We start from the raw sequence: 18,385 nt of genomic DNA, 5'->3' as shown, positions 1-18,385 counted from the left end.
CTCAGCCCAGCAGCTCGCGCACGTCCTCGGCGGTGATCCCGCCGGTGGCCGCCGCGCCGTCGTCCGACATGACCGCGGCGAAGAGCGCGGCCTTCGCCTCCTTGAGGGCCATCACCTTCTCCTCGATCGTGTCCTTCGCGACCAGGCGGTAGACCATGACCGAGCGGGTCTGGCCGATGCGGTGCGCGCGGTCGACCGCCTGCGACTCGGTGGCGGGGTTCCACCACGGGTCGAGCAGGATGCAGTAGTCGGCCTCGGTGAGGTTGAGCCCGAAGCCGCCGGCCTTGAGCGAGATCAGGAACACGCCCGCCGCGCCCGAGCGGAACCGCTCGATGACCTCGTCGCGCTTCTTCGTCGCTCCGTCGAGGTAGGCGTACTCGATGCCCGCCGCGTCCAGCCGCCCGCGGACCCGGCCGAGGAACCGCGTGAACTGGCTGAACACCAGCACGCGGTGCCCCTCGCCGAGTGCGTCGCCCAGCAGCTCGTCGAGCAGGTCGAGCTTGGTGGAGGGCACGCTCTCGTGCGCCTCGTCGACCAGTGCCGCGTCAAGCGCGACCTGGCGCAGCACGGTCAGCGCGCGGAAGATCGCGAAGCGGTTCTTCTCGAAGTCGCCGATCAGGCCCAGCACGCGCTGCCGCTCCCGCGCCAGGTACGTGTCGTAGACCTTCCGCTGCTTCGGGCCGAGCTCGACCTCGAGGGTCTGCTCCTGCTTGGGCGGCAGCTCCTTGGCGACGAGCTCCTTGGTGCGCCGCAGCATCAGCGGGCGGATGCGCCGCCGCAGCTGCGAGAGCTTCTCACTGTCGGCCTCGCGCTCGATCGGCTTCTGGTAGAACTCGACGAACCCGGCGGGCGAGGGGAACAGGCCCGGAGCGACGATCGACAGCAGCGACCAGAGCTCCATCACGTTGTTCTCCATCGGCGTTCCCGTGATGGCGAGCTTGAAGGGCACGTCGAGCCGGCGCGCGAGCTGGTGCGTCGCCGACTGGCGGTTCTTGACGAACTGCGCCTCGTCGAGGAGGAGCCCCGACCACTGGATGCCCGAGTACGACTCGTAGTCGAGCCGGAACAGGGCGTAGGAGGTGACGACCAGCTCGGCCTCGCCGATGACGCTGGAGAGCGCCTTCCGCTTCTTCTTCGACGTCTCGTCGATCCCGACGACGCGGAGGTCCGGGGCGAAGCGCTTGGCCTCGCCGACCCAGTTGGGCACCACGCTGGTGGGCGCGACGACGAGGAACGGGCGCGGCGAGGTGCCCGCCTCCGCGGCCGCGGCGCGCTGCTCTTGCATCACCCGGGTGACCAGGGCGAGGGACTGCACGGTCTTGCCCAGGCCCATGTCGTCGGCGAGCACGCCGCCGAGCTGGTTGTCGTAGAGGAACGAGAGCCAGTCGTAGCCGAGCTGCTGGTAGGGCCGCAGCTCCACGGCGAAGCCCTCGGGCAGGACCCGCGACTCCAGCGCACCGGTCGCGGTGAAGCCGGAGAGCCCCTCCACGGAGCGGCGCCACGCGGCGGCCTGGGCCTCCACGACGCCCAGCTCGACCAGCTCGTCCCAGAGGGAGGACTGGAACCGGCTGATCCGCAGGGTCTCGCCGGGGTCGTCCGAGAGCTCGCGGGCCTCGGCGATCAGCTCGCGGAGGCGGCCGAACCGCTCGTCGTCGAGGGCGAAGTAGACGCCGCTCGGCAGCACCATGTACTCGTCGCCGCGGGCGAGCGCGAGGAAGATCTCGGCCAGCGGGACCGCCTCGTCGTTGACGGTGACGGAGATCTCGAGGTTGAACCAGTCGCGGCTGTCGGGCTGGGCGACGGTCTGCACGGCGACCACGGGCGCGGTCTGCGCCTCGCGGTACTCGACGCGCTCGCCGATCTCCTCGATCTCGACGGTGCCGAGCTCGCGGAGCCGCTCGACCTCGCCGGTGAGGAAGCCGACGGTCTGCATGCCGCGCAGGTCGAAGGTGGGACGCAGGCGCCTGCTCGACGGGGACACCAGGGCGGGCGTCGACTCCGGGTCGAGACCCGCTCCGACGAGGGAGTCGAGGATCCGCTGCTCGGCCTCGGGGTCGCGGTAGCCCGCGTCCTCGCCGACCCGCAGCGGGAGCCGCTCGGCGTCCACGCCGCCGCGCGCCCCCTCCACTCCGTAGCGCCACCACCACGAGCCGCGCAGGCCCGCGCCGTCGGTGTGCTCGAGGGTGAGGCCGAGGCGCGGCTCGGGCACCGCCGGCGCCTCGAAGGAGCCGTCGCGGGAGACGATGTCGAACAGCCGGTGCAGCCGCTGGTAGTGCTCGGTGAGGAACGCCGACTCCTCGGCCACCGGGATGCGGATGGCCTCGCGGCTCCAGAGGAACGTGCGCGCGGAGGACAGCAGCGGCGCGGCGAACGGGATGAGCGTGACCGGGCGGGCGCGCATCTCGTCGCCGCCCTCCCACGTGTAGAGGCCGACGGCCGGGTCGCCGATGAAGCCGAACTCCTCGGGCGCCGGGTGGTCGCCGATCGCGACGAGCGAGCGCAGCTCGAGGCCGGCGGCGGTGCGCGTGACGTCGATGGAGGCGGTGGCCGTCGTGTCGAGGATCTTCAGCGGCGTCTGGTCGCGGTCGCCCATCACCAGGCCGATGCCCGCGCGGACGGCGCCGTGCAGGGCCGCCCAGATCGCCTCGCTCCGGCACTGGTCGAGGTAGAGCCAGGTGTCGGGCGAGTAGTAGCTGGAGGCGCTGTGCCCGGAGAGCAGGCCCTGCATCTCGCGGATCACGTCGATCTGGCGCTCGTCGTAGTCGTGGCTGTAGTGCAGGTAGCCGAGGTCGCGCCAGCTGGTGCCGGTGCGGACCCAGCGGTCGCGGTCGCCCATCCGCACCGGGCGCACGCCCAGGCGCGGGCGCGGCTCGGGCGGCGGCCGGTAGGAGTTGTAGCGGCCGGGCGGGCGACGCACGGGCTCGCCGGGCAGCAGCTCGAACTGCAGGCCGAGCGGGATGCCGGTGTGCGAGCGCTCCGCGCCGGCGAGGAGCGGGGCGAGCGCGCTGCGCCACTCCGGGACGGCGTCGACAGCGGCCTCGCCCGGGAAGGGACCGGCCACTCCGCCCTCGCGCTCGCGGCGCAGGGCCTCGATCAGGACGGCGGCGACGTGCTTGCACTCGTGCTTGACCGGGCAGCTGCAGGCGCCGCCGAGGAGGGCCCAGTGCTCGCCCTCGTCGCGGAGCTGCACGCTCACGGCGTACGGCGAGCGCCCGGATCCGCGGACCTGGCCGAAGAGGCGGGTGCGGCCGCCGAACCACTGCAGCTCGCGCACGCGGCCCTCGTCCGCGTACGCGGTGCCCTTCTCGACGGCGGCGGTTCCGACGAGGGCGCGGATGTCCTGCTCGGAGAAGGGCTCGTGGCCGGCGGTCACCGGCCCGGGTGCGGCCGACGGCAGCACCTCACCGGGGGGACTCTGGCGGGCCATGGACCTCACGCTCTCCGCGCTCGAACGAGCGCATCCGTCTATTCAACCCGATTCCGGAGGCGCTGCGAGCCGCGGGCCGGGATCCGTGGAGGACGCACGGCCGTCCCTACGATGGAGGGATGCCCCGTCTGGCCGTCGTCTCGGCGCACACCTCCCCGCTCGAGCAGCCGTCGACGGGCGACGCGGGCGGGATGAACGTGTACCTCGCGGCGGTGCTACCGGAGCTGGCGGCGCTCGGCTGGGAGATCGAGGTGCTGACCCGCGGCGAGGGCGTCCGGATGCTCGCGCCGGGTGTGCGGGTGGTCGGCGTGCCGGTGCCTGCGGGCGACAAGTACGCGCTGGCGGCCGCGGCGCCGGAGTTCGCGCGCGCCGCGGAGGGAGCCGACGTCGTGCACTCGCACTACTGGGTGTCGGGCCTCGCGGGGGCACTCACCGGCAGGCCGCACGTGCACTCGATGCACTCGGGCTCGCTCGCGAAGAACGCCCGGCTCGCCCCGGGCGACGTCGCGGAGCCGCAGCAGCGGATCGACGCGGAGCGCTCCGTGCTCGCCTCCGCCGACGCGATCGTGGTGGCGGGCGCCTCGGAGCGGGAGGACGTCGTCAGCGGGTACGGCGCGGATCCGGACCGGGTCGTCGTGGTGCCGCCCGGAGTCGACGCGCGGTTCCGCCCGGGCGGCGGCGAGCGCTCCGGAGTCGTCCTGGTCGGCCGGGTGCAGCCGCTCAAGGGCCAGCTGCTGGCGGTCGAGGCGCTCGCGAGAATCGCGCCGGCGGAGCGGCCGGTGCTGCGGCTGGTGGGCGGGGCGGCACCGGGCCGGGAGTCGTACCTCGACGCGGTGCGCGCCGCGGCGGCTCCGCTGGGAGACCGCGTGCTGATCGAGGGGGCCGCCGACCGCGACCGGGTGGCGGAGCGGCTCCGGAGCGCGCAGCTGGCGCTCGTGCCCTCGGCGGCCGAGACCTTCGGGCTCATCGCGCTCGAGGCGGCCGGCAGCGGCACTCCGGTACTCGCGCGCAGGACGACCGGCCTGGTGGACGCGGTGCGCGACGGCGGGAGCGGCGTGCTGCTCGACTCCGACTCCCCCGCGGCGTGGGCCGAGGCGATCCTGACCCTGCTGGGCTCGCCCGGCGAGCTGGCGCGACTCGGCCGCGGCGGCGTCGACTGGGCGGCCGCCCACTCCTGGCCGGCCGCCGCCGCCCGGCTGGACGCCGTCTACCGCGGCCTGTCGGCCCGCTGAGGGAACCCCGGACCGTCGAGGGACCCCGCTCCGCCGGATTACCTCGACGGGTCGGGGCTCCCTCGATGCAGGGAGGGGGTCAGTCGGCGATGGCGGGCGCCCCGGGGTCGAGGCGGGCGCCGCGAGTGGAGCGGTACCAGGGAGCGAGGCGGTCGGGCGAGACGGCGACCATCGCGGCGCCCGTGAATCCGGCGTCGTTGCCGAAGCGGGCGGGGACGATCTCGGTGCCGATGTCGAGGAAGCGGGCGAACTCGTCGAAGACGTGCGCCGCCGCGCCGCCGATCACGAACAGCTGCGGCGAGAGCAGCATCTCGAGGTGCCGGTAGTAGACGCTGAGGCGACCCGCCCACTCCTCGAGGGTGATGCCCTCGCGGCGGACGGCCGAGAAGCCGACCTGCGGCTCGAAGTCGGGACCGTCGATGTGCAGGTGCCCGAGCTCGGAGTTGGGGATCACCACGCCCTCGTGGACGAGCGCCGTCCCGATGCCGGTGCCGAGGGTGGTCAGCAGGAGGAGGCCCTCGCGTCCGCGCATCGCGCCGAACTCGCGCTCGGCGACCCCTGCCGCGTCCGCGTCGTTGACGACGACGACGTCGACCCCGGTCGCCTCCGAGAGGAGGGCCTGCGCGTCGAGCCCGACCCAGCGCTGCGAGACGTGGGTGGTCTGGCGGACGACGCCGCCGCGGACGATCCCGGGGAAGCCGACGCCCACGGGCGTGCCCGCGATCGGCGAGACGTCCCGGACGATTCCGGCGATCGCCTCGGCGAAGTCCTCGGGCTCCTTGCCCAGCGGGTTCGCGACCGCGAAGCGCCGAGCCGCCCGCTCGCCGGTGGTGACGTCGACGAGGGACGCCTTGATCGACGTCCCCCCGATGTCGACGCCGACTGCGAAGCGCGGGAGGAGGCCGTCGTGGGGCTGGGTCACGGATGCTCCGTCTGCAGTGGTGGCGAGTGCGGGGACTCGGGAGAACGGTCGGCCCGTCGGATCCGGGATCGCGACGAGCCGAAGGCGATTCTACGAGCCGTCAGGTGCGCGCGGGCTCCGAGAGAGCGCGGAGGACGAAGTCGATCACCGGCTCGTAGAGGTGGACGGCCAGCCCGTCGTCGATCGGGACGACCACCTCGATCGAGCCCTGCGCCTCGGCGACGAACACCGCCGGGTCGTTGCAGTCGGCGATCGCGATGACCGGCAGCCCCCGCCGACCGGCGGCGCCCGCGAAGCCGTGGTCGGCGACGACCAGGTCGGGGCGGATGCCGAGCTCGTCGAGGCGGTCGAGCAGCGCGTCCATCGGCTCCGGCGAGTGCGTGTGCTGCAGCCCTCCCCCGCGGTAGACGCAGGTGACCCCGCCGGTGCACCACAGGGCCTGGTGCTCGTCCGCGAGAGGCACGCGGATCCCGTCGGGGGCGGCGAACGGGAACGCGTTCACGTCGATCACGCGAGCGCCCCGTTCCGTCGCGGCAGCAGCGAAGCGGCGGTAGACGTCCATCAGGGTCGCCGGGTGCGCGGTGGCGAACAGGAGGAGCGCCCCCTCGCGGACAGCGGCGGCGAACCGGTCGCGGTAGCGGGCGAGCCCCGCGACCGTCAGGCGGGCGTCGATCCGGTCCTGCCCGCTCTCGAAGGAGGGGTCGGTGCTGATCCCCACGCGCTCCCCCATCAGCGCGAGCAGTCTCTCGAACGTCCAGTCCTCGGCCACGTCCACCCCGTAGAGGTGCGCGGGCTCGCGGGCGGCGAGGCCGCGCAGGTTGCCGAGGTTGCTCGCGCGGCCGGTGAGGACGTCCCCGGCGAGGAGGGAGGAGTCGAGGTACGCCTCGAGCTCGGAGTCGGGACGCGGCATGCGGGACCTCTCGATCGACGGGGAGCTCCCAGGCTACGGGCAATTCAGGTGTTGACATCCGATCCGTCACCGATATATCGTTACTCCATCGCCGACAGATCGGGAGCAGCCGCTCCCGACGGGCGACCGGATCCGATCGAAAGGGATCCCCTCACGACAGAGAGCAGCACACCCATGAACTCCAGGACCTTCTTCTCCGACGACCGCCGCGACTCCTGCGACGGCGACCACTCCTCCCGCCACGAGCACCCCGGCCGCGGACAGCGCCGCGGACCCGGCGGTCACGGCCGCGGCTTCGGGCCCGGCTTCGGCTTCGGCCCGGGCTTCGGCCCCGGCTTCGGCGGCCCCTTCGGCCGCGGCGGAGGACGCGCCCGACGCGGTGACGTCCGCGCGGCCCTCCTCTCCCTCCTCTCCGAGAAGTCCTCGAACGGCTACGGCCTGATCAAGGCCATCGCCGAGAAGACGAACGGATCGTGGCGTCCCAGCCCCGGCTCCGTCTACCCCACCCTCCAGCAGCTCGTCGACGAGGGCCTCATCACGGCCGTCGGCGAGGGCCGCGGCACCGAGTACCAGCTCACGGACGCGGGCGGCACCTACGTGCGCGAGCACGCCGACGAGCTCGACGCGGCCTGGGAGGCCACTCCCGGCGCGAGCGACGCCGATCGCGCCTTCATGGAGAACGTCGGCAAGCTGATGGGCGTCGTGCAGCAGTTCCGCGGAGCGACCGAGGCGCAGCGCGCCGCCGCGTCCGCTAAGCTCGACGAGACCCGTCGCGCGCTGTATCTCATCCTCGCCGACTGACCTCGGCTCCCCTCCCGCGATCCGTCGCGGGAGCCCCCGGACGGACGGGACCCCTCGCCTCGGCGACGGGGTCCCGTCCGTCCCTCTGTCTCGGGAGCCGGCGCCTCAGCGGGCGGCGGACAGACGGGCCAGTCCCTCGTCGAGGGTGACCGAAGGGCTCCACTGCAGATCGGCGCGCGTGCGGCGCTGGTCGAACCAGTGCGCGGTCGAGAGCTGCTCGGCGAGGAAGCGGGTCATCGGCGGCTCGTCGGCGCCGGGCCGCACGGCCCACACGCGCTCGACGAGCGAGCCCGCGGCGCGGGCGACGGAGGCGGGGACGGACCAGCGCGGCGGCTCGACGCCCGAGGCGCGGCAGATCCCGGCGAGCAGCTCGGCGACCGGGCGCGGCTCGCCGTTGGTGACGACGTAGGAGCGGCCGTGCACCTCCTCCGCCCGCCCGAGAGCGGCGACGATCGCCGAGGCGGCGTTGTCGATGTAGGTGGAGTCGATCAGCGCCTGGCCGTGCCCGAGGAGCGGCAGACGGCCGGCGCGCGCCCGCTCGACGATGCGGGCGACGAGCTGGGTGTCGCCCGGACCCCAGACCAGGTGCGGGCGCACGGCGACCACCGCGAAGCCGGGGGCGTCGGCAGCGAGGGCCAGCAGCTCGGCGCGGGCCTTGGTGCGCGCGTAGTCGCCGCGGGCCCGGTCCGGATCGGCGGGTTCGGCGTCGTCGCCGGTGATCGAGGAGCCGGAGTGGGCGACGGAGGGCGACGAGATCTGGACGAAGCGGCTCACGCCGGCGCGGGCGGCGGCGGCGAGCAGACGCCGGGTGCCGTCGATGTTCACACGGTCGAAGTCGCCCGGATCGCCGGCGAGCGAGACCTTCGCGGCGAGGTGGACGACGCCCTCGGCCGCGTCGACGGCCTCCTCGACCGCGCGCGGATCCGTCAGCGAGCCACGCGCCTCCTCGACGCCCGCGACCCCGGAGGGCCGGCGCTGGAAGGTGCGGACCTCGTGCCCCTGGGCGACGAGGCCCGCGGCCACCGCACCGCCGAGCAGGCCGCTCGCGCCGGTGACCAGGACCCTCACGGCGCCACCATCCGGCCGCCGGCGAGCACGCCCTCGGCCCAGCGCGAGAGCGCGGCCCGGTCGATCTTGGAGTTGTGGCGGATGTCGGTGGGCAGCGCCGGGACGACCAGCACCGCGGCGACGGGCCGGTCGACGGCCGCGCGCACCTCGGCGGCGAGGGCCTCCTCGGCCAGCACCACGCGGCGCGCGCCCGAGCGCAGCTCGACCACGGTGACCAGCTGCGCGACTCCGCGCGGGCCGGCTCCGACGATCGCGGCGCGGGCGACCGAGGCGACGCGCGCCTCGATCCGCTGCTCCGGTCCGACCGGCGTGACCACACCGTCGGGCGTGACGACAACGTGCGGCACCCTGCCCTCGACCCAGAGGCGGCCGGCGGAGTCGATCCGCCCGACGTCCCCGGTGCGGTGCCAGCGCTCACCCGGGACGGCGCCGACGCGGGCGGCACGGTCGGTGAGCCAGAGGCGCTCGTAGTGGTCCTCGACGTGACCGGCCGAGACGACGATCTCGCCGGTCGTGCCGGTGATCTCCTCCGGCTCGTCCGCGGCGCGGCCGTCGGCGTCGAGCGGGGCGATCCGCAGCCGGACGCCCGCGGCGGGCACGCCCACGCAGACGCCTCCGCGCGGATCGTCGTCGGACGCGGCCTCGCGGATGCCCTCCAGCGACGCGTCGGTGAGCAGCAGCCCCTCGGTCATGCCGTAGGGAGTGCGAGCGGAGGCGTTCGGCATGAGCGCCTGCGCCTCGCCGAGCAGTCCCGCCGAGACGGGGGCGCCGGCCGAGAGGAAGGTGCGCACGCCGGCGAGGGCGCGGTGGTCGTCAGTGTCGAGCGCGCCGGCGGTGGCCACGACGTTGGCCAGTGCGGCCGGCGAGAGGAACAGCACGGTCGCGTCGACCCGGGCGGCGGCCGCGGCGACGGCGGCCGCGGTGAGCGTCCGGGGCGCGGTGACGTCCATGTCCGGAGTCGCGGAGCGCGTGCCCAGCGCGGGGCCCAGCAGAGCGAACGGCGCGAAGCCCGCGACGAGCCCTGTGCCCGGTCCGATCCCGTACTGGCGGGCGAGCGCGTCGCGGACGCCGGCGAGCTGGCGGTGCGTGTAGACGACGCCCTTGGCGGGGCCGGTCGAGCCGGAGGTGAACAGGATCGCGGCCACGGCGTCGGCGGCGGGCGCCTCGCCCAGCGCCTCCGGGTCGGCGGCCAGCTCGGCGCGGCCGAGCTCGATCAGCTGCCCGAGCGAGGTGTCGACCCCGAGGGCCGAAGCGGAGGCGCGGGGCAGGGTCTGCGTCGAGACCCGGCCGCCGGGCCAGCGGAGGGCCCGCGCGACGGTGAGGCCGGGCAGGGCGCCGACCACCAGATCCGGCCAGGCACCGCGGACCGCGCGGGTGAGACCGCGCAGGCCCAGGCCCGCGTCGGCGACGACCACGACGGCTCCGATGCGCAGGCACGCGTAGAGCAGCGCCGTCAGGTCGGCACCGGGCGGCACGAGGAGCGAGACGCGGTCGCCCGGGGAGACGCCGGAGGCGCGGAGCCCGGCGGCGAGCTCGCGGACCCGCTGCGAGAGCAGGCGCCACGAGACCGAGCGGGGCCCGCCGCCTCCGGGAGGCGCCATCTCGACCAGGGCGAGCGAGTCGTCCTGCGCGTTGCGGTCGAGGTGCGCCCAGAGCGGCTCGACCGGCGCGGTCGGGCGGCGGACGTCGGGGGCGGGGTCGCCGCCGAACGGCTCCTCGCCGTCGGAGAGGTCGCCCAGCCAGGTGAGGACGGCGGACGAGTAGTCGACGTCCTCGGCCACCAGGTGGCCCGCTCCCTCGTAGCGGTGGACCTGCGCGTGCGGGAGGCGGTCGACGAGGTCGTCGAGGTAGCGGTCGGAGAAGATCGGGTCCAGCGGGCCCCAGAGCATCAGGGCCGGCGTCGTCAGGGCGCTGACGCCCTCGGCGATGCGCTGCAGCTCCGGGTCGCTCGGGTGGGCGGAGTCGACCGGGATGTCGGCGACGAAGCCGCCCACTCCGCCGCGGCGCGACGCGGACCGGTAGGGCGCGCGGTACCCCTCCTTCACCGCGGAGGGCAGCGCCGGGTGCCCCAGCGCGAGGGTCGTCTCGAGGAAGGCCGGCGTGCCGACCGTCGAGGCGCCGAGCACACCCGAGGCGAGCGCGAGCCGGAGCGGGGCCGGGATCGGCTCGTCGGCGCTCTGGTGGATCGCGGTGTTCAGGAGCATCGTGGCGCGCAGCTGCTCCGGGTGGTCGACCGCCCAGCCCAGCGAGACGACTCCGCCCCAGTCGTGGCCGAGGGTGACCACGTCGTCGAGGCCGAGCACGTCGGTGAGGTTGGAGAGCTCGCGCACGCGGTCGGCGAGCGTGTGCAGGGCGCCGGTCCGCTCGGAGAAGCCCATCTCGAGCTGGTCGACAGCGACCACCCGCCAGGCGGGGCCTCCGCTGCGGGCCGACTCGAGCGTGGCGGCCGCGAGGCGGCGCCAGAGGTAGGACCAGGTGGGGTTGCCGTGCACGCAGAGGACGGTGCCGACGGGCTCCGTGCCGAGGGCCTCGCCCGTGTCGAGCAGGTGCCAGCGGCGCGGCACGCCCTGGGCGTCCGGAGCGTCGACGAGGCGCGACCACGCGGGATCGAGCCCGTCGAGCCCGGCCGGGGGCAGCTGCGCGGCGGCCGTGGAGCCGAGCGCTCCGCGGATCCGCTCGGCCGGGTGGGGCGCGGTCACCAGGCGATCTCGAGCATCGCGGTGTTGATGCCCGAGCCCACTCCGATGAGCAGCACCCGGTTGCCCGGCTGCAGGGTCTCGGCCTCCTGGGCCAGGGTGATCGGGATCGACGCCGGGCCGACGTTGCCGAGGGTGGGGTAGGTCGTGGGGACGCGGCTGCGGTCGATGCCGACCGCCTTCACCAGGGCGTCGGTGTGCACGTCCGACACCTGGTGCGTGATGTAGCGGTCCATCCCGCTCCAGTTCCAGTCGCGGGTGGCCTCCTTCCACGCCGAGAGGACGAGCTCCATGCCGCCCTTGAGCAGCGCCTTCGCGTCCGTGAACATGCCGTCGACGCTGCCGACGCAGAGCTCGTTGAACTGCGTGGCCGCGCGGGTGATGCCGCCGAGGATGCGGTGGCCCTTGGGGTGCTCGTCGGCCGGGCCGAGGACGGCCGCGGCGGCGCCGGAGCCGAGGGTCAGGCTCGCGAACTCGCTCATGAAGTCCTTGCGCTTGACGCCCTCGCGGCTCAGGCGCTCGATGGTGTTGACCTGGATCTCGTCGGCGTCCTCGCCGTCGATGATGAGCGCGTAGCGGATCTGGCCGGAGTCGATCAGCTGCGCGGCGAGGGTCATGCCGTTGACGAAGCCGAGGCACGCGTTCGCGATGTCGAAGTTGATGGCCGACGAGGGCAGGCCGAGCCCGTGGTGCAGGCGCACGGCGACCGAGGGCTCGAGGTGCTTGCGGGTCACCGACGTGTTGATGATCAGGCCGATCTGGTCGGCGCGGACGCCGGCCTCGGCGAGAGCGCGCTTGCCCGCGTCGATCGCCGCTCCGTCGAAGCCCTGCTCGGTGCCCCAGTTGCGGCGCTCGTGCACTCCGGCGACGCGCTGGAGGAGCCCGGTGGGGAGCCGCAGGCGCTTGAGCGCCGGAGCGAGCCGCGCCTCGATCTCGGCCGAGGTGGTCACGCGCGGAGCCAGCGTGGTCGCGACGGACAGCAATGCGACGTTGCGGTGCGTGGTCGTTGCGTTTCCGTCCAACGGAACTCCCTGTCGAGTTGTCGATCCTGGCATGTGCCTCCGTGATTTTACGCTGTCGTTCAGGCTGCGCTTCCTGGACGCCCGCTGGGCGGTCGCGGAACGCGTCCTCGGCGGCCGGGCGGGGGCTCCTCCCCCGGAACGACGGGCGAGGAGCCGCCGAGGCCACACGCGACGCGCGGTGTCAACCCACCCGCCGGGGCGTCAGGTCCCCATCGCCCACGGCTCGCGATCGCCGCGGAGGCGGGCGGCGAGCGCCATCGCCTGCTCGTCGGTCAGGGTCGCGACGTAGTCGACCACACCGCGCCCCCGGCCGAGCCGCTGCAGCGCGGCCGGGTCGGAGGTCGGCCGGCCGCGCTCGTCCGACGGGAGCCAGTCGGGGTGGTCGGCGCGCAGGCGGAAGTAGCCGTCGGTCGCGAGCTCGATCAGGTCGAGCAGCTTCTGCGGGGCTCGCGAGCCGTCGCGCGGATCCTCGAGCCAGGCGTCGAGGTGGGTCACCAGCGTCTCGAGCACCTGCGACTGGCCGCGCTGGTAGGTGGCGAAGTCCGGCCGGTCGATCACGAAGCGGGTGTGCACGAACTTCAGCACGGCCACGTCGTGCCAGGCGTCGGGGAGGAGGGAGAGGTGGCCCGAGCGCACGTTCGGCTCGGCGAGCACCACCACGGAGCGCTGCAGGCGGCCGATCCAGGAGGAGACGAAGGCCTCGATCGCGCGCTCGGTGCGCGTCGATCCGTCGAACGGGAGCGCGAGGAGCCCCTCGACCAGCTCGGTCGACACCCGCTCCACGGAGGCGCGGAAGTGCTCGTCGCTCGCGATCCACGGGTCGCGGGCCACGAGCCTCCGGCGGAGCATCTCGAGCGAGTGCCCGGGGGCGCGCGCCCACAGCTCCTCGGCGTCGAGGGCGGCGAGCGCGTTCTGCTCGCGGAGGAACGCGCGGAACTCCACGGCGACGGCCGCCTGCTGCAGCACTCCCGCGCGGTAGAAGTCGTCGAGGTCGTGCAGCGAGTAGGCGATGTCGTCGGCGACGTCCATCACCGAGCACTCGAGGGTCTGCTGCCAGGGGGCGATCGCGGCGAAGCCGGAGCGGGCGTCGAGCAGGTCGTCGAGGTCGAGGGTGTACGCCGAGAACTTCGGCGGAGCGGTCTCCCACCGGCTGGCGGTCGAGCCGCGGGGCAGCTCGGTCGGGTCGGCGGAGTCGATGCCGGGGCGGTGGACCGTCCGCCCCCACGGGTACTTGAGCACGGCGGCTCGGGAGGCGGCGGTGAGGTTCAGCCCCACCTCCACCGTCTCGCAGACGTCGAGCTCGGAGAGGATCCGGAACGACTGCGCGTTGCCCTCGAAGCCCTCCGCGAGCCCCAGCCGCTCGCGCGCGAGGCGGTCGAGCGCCTGCTCGCCGAGGTGGCCGAACGGAGGGTGGCCGAGGTCGTGCGCGCTGGCCGCGGCCTGCACGACCACCGGGTCGCAGCCGCCGAGCCGCTCGACCAGCTCGCGCTGGGCGGGATCGGTGGTGGTCAGCTGCATCGCGATCGCGCGGGCGACCGCGGTGACCTTGATCGAGTGCGTGAGCCGGTTGTGCACGACCTGGCCGACGCCCGAGGGCGAGATGACCTGGGTCACCGCGGAGAGGCGGGCGAAGTAGGGCGAGAAGCGGATCCGCTCCAGGTCGACGCGGTACTCGGGGTACTCCTCGCCGGTGGCGAACCGGTCGACGGGCTCGGGGATGCGCCGGTCGCGGCGGTGGTCGTGCGGGGCCGAGGCCCGCGGGGCCGTCGTCTCGGGGAGTGCCGGCTCGCTCATGGCTTCACCCTAATCAGGGGCGCGGGGGCGGAGGGACCGCGCCGCTCCGGCGGTCGGCGTCGCTCCTCCGGTCGGCGTCGCTCCTGCGGCGAGACACCGCGTCCGCCGGCGAGGCACCGCGGGGACGGCGGCGCCTCGGGGAGCGCACGAACACCTCGGCGGTCCGGTGGGCGAGGCCGGCGCCTCGGCGGACGCCGGGACGCCCCGCGGCAGCCCGGCCGACGGGCGAACAGAAGACGGGGGGCGCGGACTCCCGTCAGGCGGACTGCTCGCGCGGAGCGACGGCGAGGTGCACGGCCGCGGCGACGACCGCGCCGAGGACGTAGGCCGCGATGTCGAGCCAGGAGAAGGTGGTGCCGACGACGAGGCGGAGCGGCGCCCACAGCTCGACCAGGCGCGCTGCGACTCCGATCGCCTGCAGCTGCTCCATCGCGATCGACCAGGCCAGCGCGATCCCGGCAGCCGTCACGCCCGGGATGCGCGGCAGGAGCACCGCGATCAGCAGCGCCACCAGGACGACGTAGGCCACTCCGCCGGCGAGGTCGGCGAGCAGCCCAGTGAGCACGAACCGCAGCGCCAGGCCCAGGCCGAGCACGGCGACGGCCGCGAGGGCGAAGCGGAACCGCGCCTTCACCGGTCACGCTCCTCGAGGGCGCGCTGGAGGCGGTCGAGAGCGAGGAGGAACGTGCGGTCGTCGGCCACGCGCCAGCCGAGGGCGGCCGGGGCGGCGACGACCAGGGGCACGAGGACGGTGCGCGGGCGCCGCCTCGCCGCACGCAGGACGGCGGAGGCGGGCGGCGGCGCGAGGACCGCCAGGACCAGCGCGCGGACCCGGTGGGCACCCGAGGGCGAGGTGCCGACGCCCACCGAGACGATCCGATCCCACTCGGCGATGCGCAGGGCGTCCGCGCGCTCGGCGGCGAGCTCGAGTCCGTCGCGGCCGACGGCCAGCACTGCGGCGGCGGCGGCCGGAGCGGCGGAGGCGGGTGCCGCGATCCGGCGCAGCGCCCGGGCGAGCTCGGGAGTGCGCAGGACGGCGAACCCCTCGGTGACCGCGGCGAGCGCCGCCAGCCGGCGCTGCCGCTCCGGGGCGGCCTGGCGGACCCGGGCCCGGACGGCGGCCGGGGCGGGCAGGGGCGCGGCGAGCAGCGCCGTCGGCTCGAACCGCGTGCGCGGGGGCAGCGGGACCGCCGGCGGCGTGCGCGGCGGGGGCTCGCCCCAGTGCGGCGTCGATGCGGGATCCATGCGCCCCTCCCTCCTCGCGCGGCTCCGAGCCGCCCCTGAGATCATCCCTCCTCCGCCCTCCCGCCTTGCCGAGAGGGCCCGGCGGGCTTACCATGGAGTACCCCCCGGGGGTATGCCGCGACCGGCGTGCCGACCGGACGCCCACCGGGCCGATCGACCGGATCGGACCGGACGCACCACACAGGAGGACCCATGAGCACCAGGATCGACCTCGGCCTGACCGCGAGCGGATCGACGGGAGGGTGCGGCTGCGGCGGAGGCGGCGCCTGCGCGTGCGGCGGCCACGGCGGCGCCGGCCGCTCCGACGCCGGCCACGCGGCGCAGGGTTCCCTGTCGGCCGCGTCCGTGCAGAGCTTCGGCGTCGCGGGCATGACCTGCGAGCACTGCGTCCGCAGCGTCACCGAGGAGCTCGCCGCCTACCCCGAGGTCTCGGCGGTCGACGTGTCCCTCGCCCCCGACGGGGTCTCGACCGTCACGGTCGGCTCCTCCCGGCCGCTCGGCCGCGAGGAGATCGCCGCCGCCGTCGCCGACGCGGGCTACCGCCTCGCTCCCCTGAGCTGACGTGGCCGAGACCACCGGCACCCCGCTCGAGCTCGCCATCGGAGGGATGACCTGCGCCTCCTGCGTCGCGCGGGTCGAGAAGCGCCTCGACGCGCTCCCCGGCGTCCACGCGACCGTCAACCTCGCCCTCGAGCGCGCGACGCTGACCCTCCCGCCCGGCACGACTCCGGCCGACGCGATCGCCGCCGTCGAGGCCGCGGGCTACAGCGCGACGGTCCCCTCCACCGGCGAGGCGGCTCCCGCGGAGGAGCAGGAGGAGCAGGAGGAGCAGAGCGACGACGACCGCGAGCGGCGCGCCCTGCGCACCCGGCTCCGCGTCTCCGCCCTGCTCGCCGTACCGGTGGTCCTGTTCTCGATGATCCCGCCACTGCAGTTCGCGAACTGGCAGTGGCTGTGCCTCGCCCTCGCCTCGCCGGTCGCGGTCTGGGGCGCGCTCCCCTTCCACCGCAACGCCTGGCGGGCGCTGCGGCACGGCTCCACCACCATGGACACCCTGATCAGCCTCGGTGTCAGCGCCTCCTTCGCCTGGTCGGTCTGGGCTCTGTTCCTCGGCGACGCGGGGCGGCCCGGCATGAGCATGCCGTTCGAGCTGCTGGGCAGCCGCTCCGGCCACGACGAGATCTACCTCGAGGTCGCCGCCGCCGTCCCCGTCCTCGTGCTGGCCGGCCGCTACCTGGAGGCGCGGTCGAAGCGCGACGCCGGTGCGGCGCTCCGGGCGCTCCTCCGCCTCGGCGCGAAGGACGCCGTGCGCGTCGCCGCCGACGGACAGGAGGAGCGCGTGCCCGCGTCCTCGCTCGCCGTCGGCGACGTCCTCCGCGTGCGCCCCGGCGAGACCGTCGCCGCCGACGGCACCGTGCTCGAGGGCTCGAGCGCGATCGACGCGAGCATGCTCACCGGCGAGAGCGTGCCGGTCGAGGTCGGCCCCGGCTCGACCGTGACCGGCGGAGTTCTCAACGCCCACGGCCTGCTCACCGTCCGCGTCGACCGCGTCGGCTCCGAGACCACGCTCGCGCGGATGGGCCGTCTCGTCTCGGACGCGCAGGCCGGCAAGGCGCGCATCCAGCGGCTCGCCGACCGCGTCTCCTCCGTCTTCGTGCCGGTCGTGGTGGTGCTCGCCCTGGCCACCCTCGCCGGCTGGCTGATCGCCGGCGCCGACCTCGCCGCCGCCGTCTCTCCCGCCGTCGCCGTCCTCGTCGTCGCCTGCCCGTGCGCGCTGGGCCTGGCCACCCCGACCGCCGTCCTCGTCGGCACCGGCCGCGGCTCCCAGCTCGGGATCCTCCTCCGCGGGCCGGAGGTGCTCGAGGCCGGGCGCCGGATCGACACGGTCGTGCTCGACAAGACCGGCACGCTCACCACCGGCGCCTTCCAGGTCGTCGAGTCCAGCGACGACGAGAGCCTGCGGATGCTCGCCGCCGTCGAGCGCGGGTCGGAGCATCCGCTCGCCGCAGCGATCGTGGCCGGGGCCGCGCACCTCGACGTCCCCGAGGCGACCGGATTCCGCTCCAGCACCGGGTTCGGCGTGCGCGCCCGGGTCGAGGGCCGCCTGGTCGTCGCCGGCCGGCTGCGCTGGCTGGAGGAGCAGTGGGGCTTCGCGCCGGGCGGTCTCGCCGAGCGCGCCGAGCGAGCGACCGCCGAGGGCGGCACCGTCGTCGGCGTCGGCTGGGAGGGGGCGCTTCGCGGCTTCGCGGTCCTCCGCGACGAGCCGAGGCCGGAGGCGTCCCGCACCGTCCGCGCCCTGCGCGAGCGGGGCCTGCGGGTGATGGTGCTGACCGGCGACAACCCGCGGGCGGCGCAGGCCGTCGCCTCGGCCGTCGGCATCGACGAGGTCGTCGCCGAGGTGCTGCCGGAGGAGAAGCTCGCCGTGATCGAGCGCCTCCGTGCGGAGGGCCGCCACGTCGCCTTCGTCGGCGACGGTGTGAACGACGCCGCCGCGCTGGCCGCCGCGGACGTGGGGATCGCGATGGGCGCCGGATCGGACGCGGCGATCGAGGCGAGCGACATCACGCTCGTCGGCGACGACCTCGGCCGAGTGCCCGACGCCCTGCGCCTCGGGCGCCGCACCCTCGCGGTCATCCGGGGCAACCTCTTCTGGGCCTTCGCCTACAACGTGGCCGCGATCCCGCTCGCGGTGGCCGGACTCCTGGGGCCGCTCGTGGCCGGCGCCGCGATGGCGTTCTCGAGCGTCTTCGTCGTGCTGAACAGCCTGCGGCTGCGGTCGTTCCGCTGAGTCCCGGCGGGCCGTCCGGAGTTCCCTCGCGGAGCTCTTGACGGCCCGCCCGCGGATGGCGAGGGTGAGCGCATGAGCCTCTTCATCACCTGCCCGGTCGACGACGTCGAGCGCGCCACCGCCTTCTACACCGCGCTCGGCTGGACCCTGAACACCGAGATGTCCCGCGAGGACGTCTCCTGCTTCGCGATCGGTCCCGACACGTCCGTCATGCTGGCGAGCCGCGCCATGTACGAGAGCGTCGGCGCCACCGAGGAGCTGATCGGCGCCCCCGGCACCCCCTCGAAGGTGACCGTCTCGTTCGACCTCGACAGCCGCGCGGCCGTCGACGAGCTCGTCGAGCGGGCCGCCGCCGCGGGAGGCCGGATCGGCGACACCGACGACTACCCCTTCATGTACCAGCGCCAGTTCGACGACCTCGACGGCTACCACTACTCCCCGTTCTCGATGAAGCCGGGCGGCGACGCGGCGGAGTGACGG

General features: G+C 74.9%; 14 protein-coding genes. 5 read left to right on the top strand and 9 right to left on the bottom strand.

Annotated elements, in window-relative coordinates; translation table 11 throughout:
* Position 1: 1 nt before the first annotated feature.
* The gene (locus C5C35_RS01595) at positions 2 to 3,427 is read right to left on the bottom strand and encodes a DEAD/DEAH box helicase (RefSeq protein ID WP_104262390.1); all 3,426 of its coding nucleotides are present in this window, start codon (positions 3,425 to 3,427) and stop codon (positions 2 to 4) included.
* Positions 3,428 to 3,546: 119 nt separating this feature from the next.
* On the opposite strand from C5C35_RS01595, the gene C5C35_RS01590 reads away from it, so the two are divergent.
* The gene (locus C5C35_RS01590) at positions 3,547 to 4,659 is read left to right on the top strand and encodes a glycosyltransferase (protein ID WP_104262389.1); all 1,113 of its coding nucleotides are present in this window, start codon (positions 3,547 to 3,549) and stop codon (positions 4,657 to 4,659) included.
* 79 nt (positions 4,660 to 4,738) lie between these two features.
* Here C5C35_RS01590 and C5C35_RS01585 read toward each other — a convergent pair whose 3' ends face one another.
* On the bottom strand, positions 4,739 to 5,581 hold the full coding sequence (locus C5C35_RS01585; RefSeq protein WP_244229583.1) for an ROK family protein: 843 nt from the start codon (positions 5,579 to 5,581) through the stop codon (positions 4,739 to 4,741).
* A gap of 100 nt (positions 5,582 to 5,681) precedes the next feature.
* Entirely contained in the window at positions 5,682 to 6,491 is an 810-nt protein-coding gene (locus C5C35_RS01580; RefSeq protein ID WP_104262388.1) for a phosphatase, read from the bottom strand.
* Positions 6,492 to 6,665: 174 nt separating this feature from the next.
* Here C5C35_RS01580 and C5C35_RS01575 point away from each other — a divergent pair, with 174 nt between their 5' ends.
* Entirely contained in the window at positions 6,666 to 7,292 is a 627-nt protein-coding gene (locus tag C5C35_RS01575) for a PadR family transcriptional regulator (protein ID WP_104224185.1), read from the top strand.
* A gap of 105 nt (positions 7,293 to 7,397) precedes the next feature.
* Here C5C35_RS01575 and C5C35_RS01570 read toward each other — a convergent pair whose 3' ends face one another.
* The 6 genes from C5C35_RS01570 to C5C35_RS01545 all read right to left on the bottom strand — a co-directional run bounded on the left by C5C35_RS01570 (position 7,398) and on the right by C5C35_RS01545 (position 15,117).
* The gene (locus C5C35_RS01570) at positions 7,398 to 8,360 is read right to left on the bottom strand and encodes an NAD(P)-dependent oxidoreductase (protein ID WP_104224184.1); all 963 of its coding nucleotides are present in this window, start codon (positions 8,358 to 8,360) and stop codon (positions 7,398 to 7,400) included.
* The gene (locus C5C35_RS01565) at positions 8,357 to 11,059 is read right to left on the bottom strand and encodes an alpha/beta fold hydrolase (protein ID WP_258068954.1); all 2,703 of its coding nucleotides are present in this window, start codon (positions 11,057 to 11,059) and stop codon (positions 8,357 to 8,359) included. Before C5C35_RS01565 ends, C5C35_RS01570 begins: the two co-directional genes overlap by 4 nt.
* Positions 11,056 to 12,111, bottom strand: a complete 1,056-nt coding sequence (locus C5C35_RS01560; protein ID WP_104225938.1) for a 3-oxoacyl-ACP synthase III — start codon at positions 12,109 to 12,111, stop codon at positions 11,056 to 11,058. Before C5C35_RS01560 ends, C5C35_RS01565 begins: the two co-directional genes overlap by 4 nt.
* Positions 12,112 to 12,279: 168 nt before the next feature.
* Complete coding sequence (locus tag C5C35_RS01555; RefSeq protein WP_104224182.1) at positions 12,280 to 13,872, bottom strand: deoxyguanosinetriphosphate triphosphohydrolase family protein; 1,593 nt, start codon at positions 13,870 to 13,872, stop codon at positions 12,280 to 12,282.
* 256 nt (positions 13,873 to 14,128) lie between these two features.
* Positions 14,129 to 14,506, bottom strand: a complete 378-nt coding sequence (locus C5C35_RS01550; RefSeq protein WP_104262387.1) for a DUF2809 domain-containing protein — start codon at positions 14,504 to 14,506, stop codon at positions 14,129 to 14,131.
* Entirely contained in the window at positions 14,503 to 15,117 is a 615-nt protein-coding gene (locus C5C35_RS01545) for a hypothetical protein (RefSeq protein WP_104262386.1), read from the bottom strand. Before C5C35_RS01545 ends, C5C35_RS01550 begins: the two co-directional genes overlap by 4 nt.
* A gap of 192 nt (positions 15,118 to 15,309) precedes the next feature.
* Here C5C35_RS01545 and C5C35_RS17165 point away from each other — a divergent pair, with 192 nt between their 5' ends.
* The 3 genes from C5C35_RS17165 (at position 15,310) to C5C35_RS01530 (ending at position 18,382) form a co-directional block, all read left to right on the top strand.
* Complete coding sequence (locus C5C35_RS17165) at positions 15,310 to 15,678, top strand: heavy-metal-associated domain-containing protein (RefSeq protein WP_104233449.1); 369 nt, start codon at positions 15,310 to 15,312, stop codon at positions 15,676 to 15,678.
* Position 15,679: 1 nt separating this feature from the next.
* The gene (locus C5C35_RS01535; RefSeq protein WP_258068953.1) at positions 15,680 to 17,905 is read left to right on the top strand and encodes a cation-translocating P-type ATPase; all 2,226 of its coding nucleotides are present in this window, start codon (positions 15,680 to 15,682) and stop codon (positions 17,903 to 17,905) included.
* 72 nt (positions 17,906 to 17,977) lie between these two features.
* Positions 17,978 to 18,382: a VOC family protein gene (locus tag C5C35_RS01530; RefSeq protein WP_104247008.1), complete on the top strand. Its 405-nt coding sequence runs from the start codon at positions 17,978 to 17,980 to the stop codon at positions 18,380 to 18,382.
* Positions 18,383 to 18,385: the final 3 nt, after the last annotated feature.

It is taken from the genome of Rathayibacter sp. AY1F8 (genome assembly GCF_002932165.1).
Lineage (GTDB): Bacteria > Actinomycetota > Actinomycetes > Actinomycetales > Microbacteriaceae > Rathayibacter.
The sequence above is the reverse complement of the archived record's forward strand: the minus strand, read 5'-3'. Positions and strand labels throughout refer to the sequence as shown.

Bases quoted from the DNA above. Each gene is read 5' to 3' on its own strand.
- C5C35_RS01595 (WP_104262390.1), bottom strand. From the start codon at position 3,427: ATGGCCCGCCAGAGTCCCCCCGGTGAGGTGCTGCCGTCGGCCGCACCC.
- C5C35_RS01590 (WP_104262389.1), top strand. From the start codon at position 3,547: ATGCCCCGTCTGGCCGTCGTCTCGGCGCACACCTCCCCGCTCGAGCAG.
- C5C35_RS01580 (WP_104262388.1), bottom strand. From the start codon at position 6,491: ATGCCGCGTCCCGACTCCGAGCTCGAGGCGTACCTCGACTCCTCCCTC.
- C5C35_RS01575 (WP_104224185.1), top strand. From the start codon at position 6,666: ATGAACTCCAGGACCTTCTTCTCCGACGACCGCCGCGACTCCTGCGAC.
- C5C35_RS01560 (WP_104225938.1), bottom strand. From the start codon at position 12,111: ATGCCAGGATCGACAACTCGACAGGGAGTTCCGTTGGACGGAAACGCA.
- C5C35_RS01555 (WP_104224182.1), bottom strand. From the start codon at position 13,872: ATGAGCGAGCCGGCACTCCCCGAGACGACGGCCCCGCGGGCCTCGGCC.
- C5C35_RS01545 (WP_104262386.1), bottom strand. From the start codon at position 15,117: ATGGATCCCGCATCGACGCCGCACTGGGGCGAGCCCCCGCCGCGCACG.
- C5C35_RS17165 (WP_104233449.1), top strand. From the start codon at position 15,310: ATGAGCACCAGGATCGACCTCGGCCTGACCGCGAGCGGATCGACGGGA.
- C5C35_RS01530 (WP_104247008.1), top strand. From the start codon at position 17,978: ATGAGCCTCTTCATCACCTGCCCGGTCGACGACGTCGAGCGCGCCACC.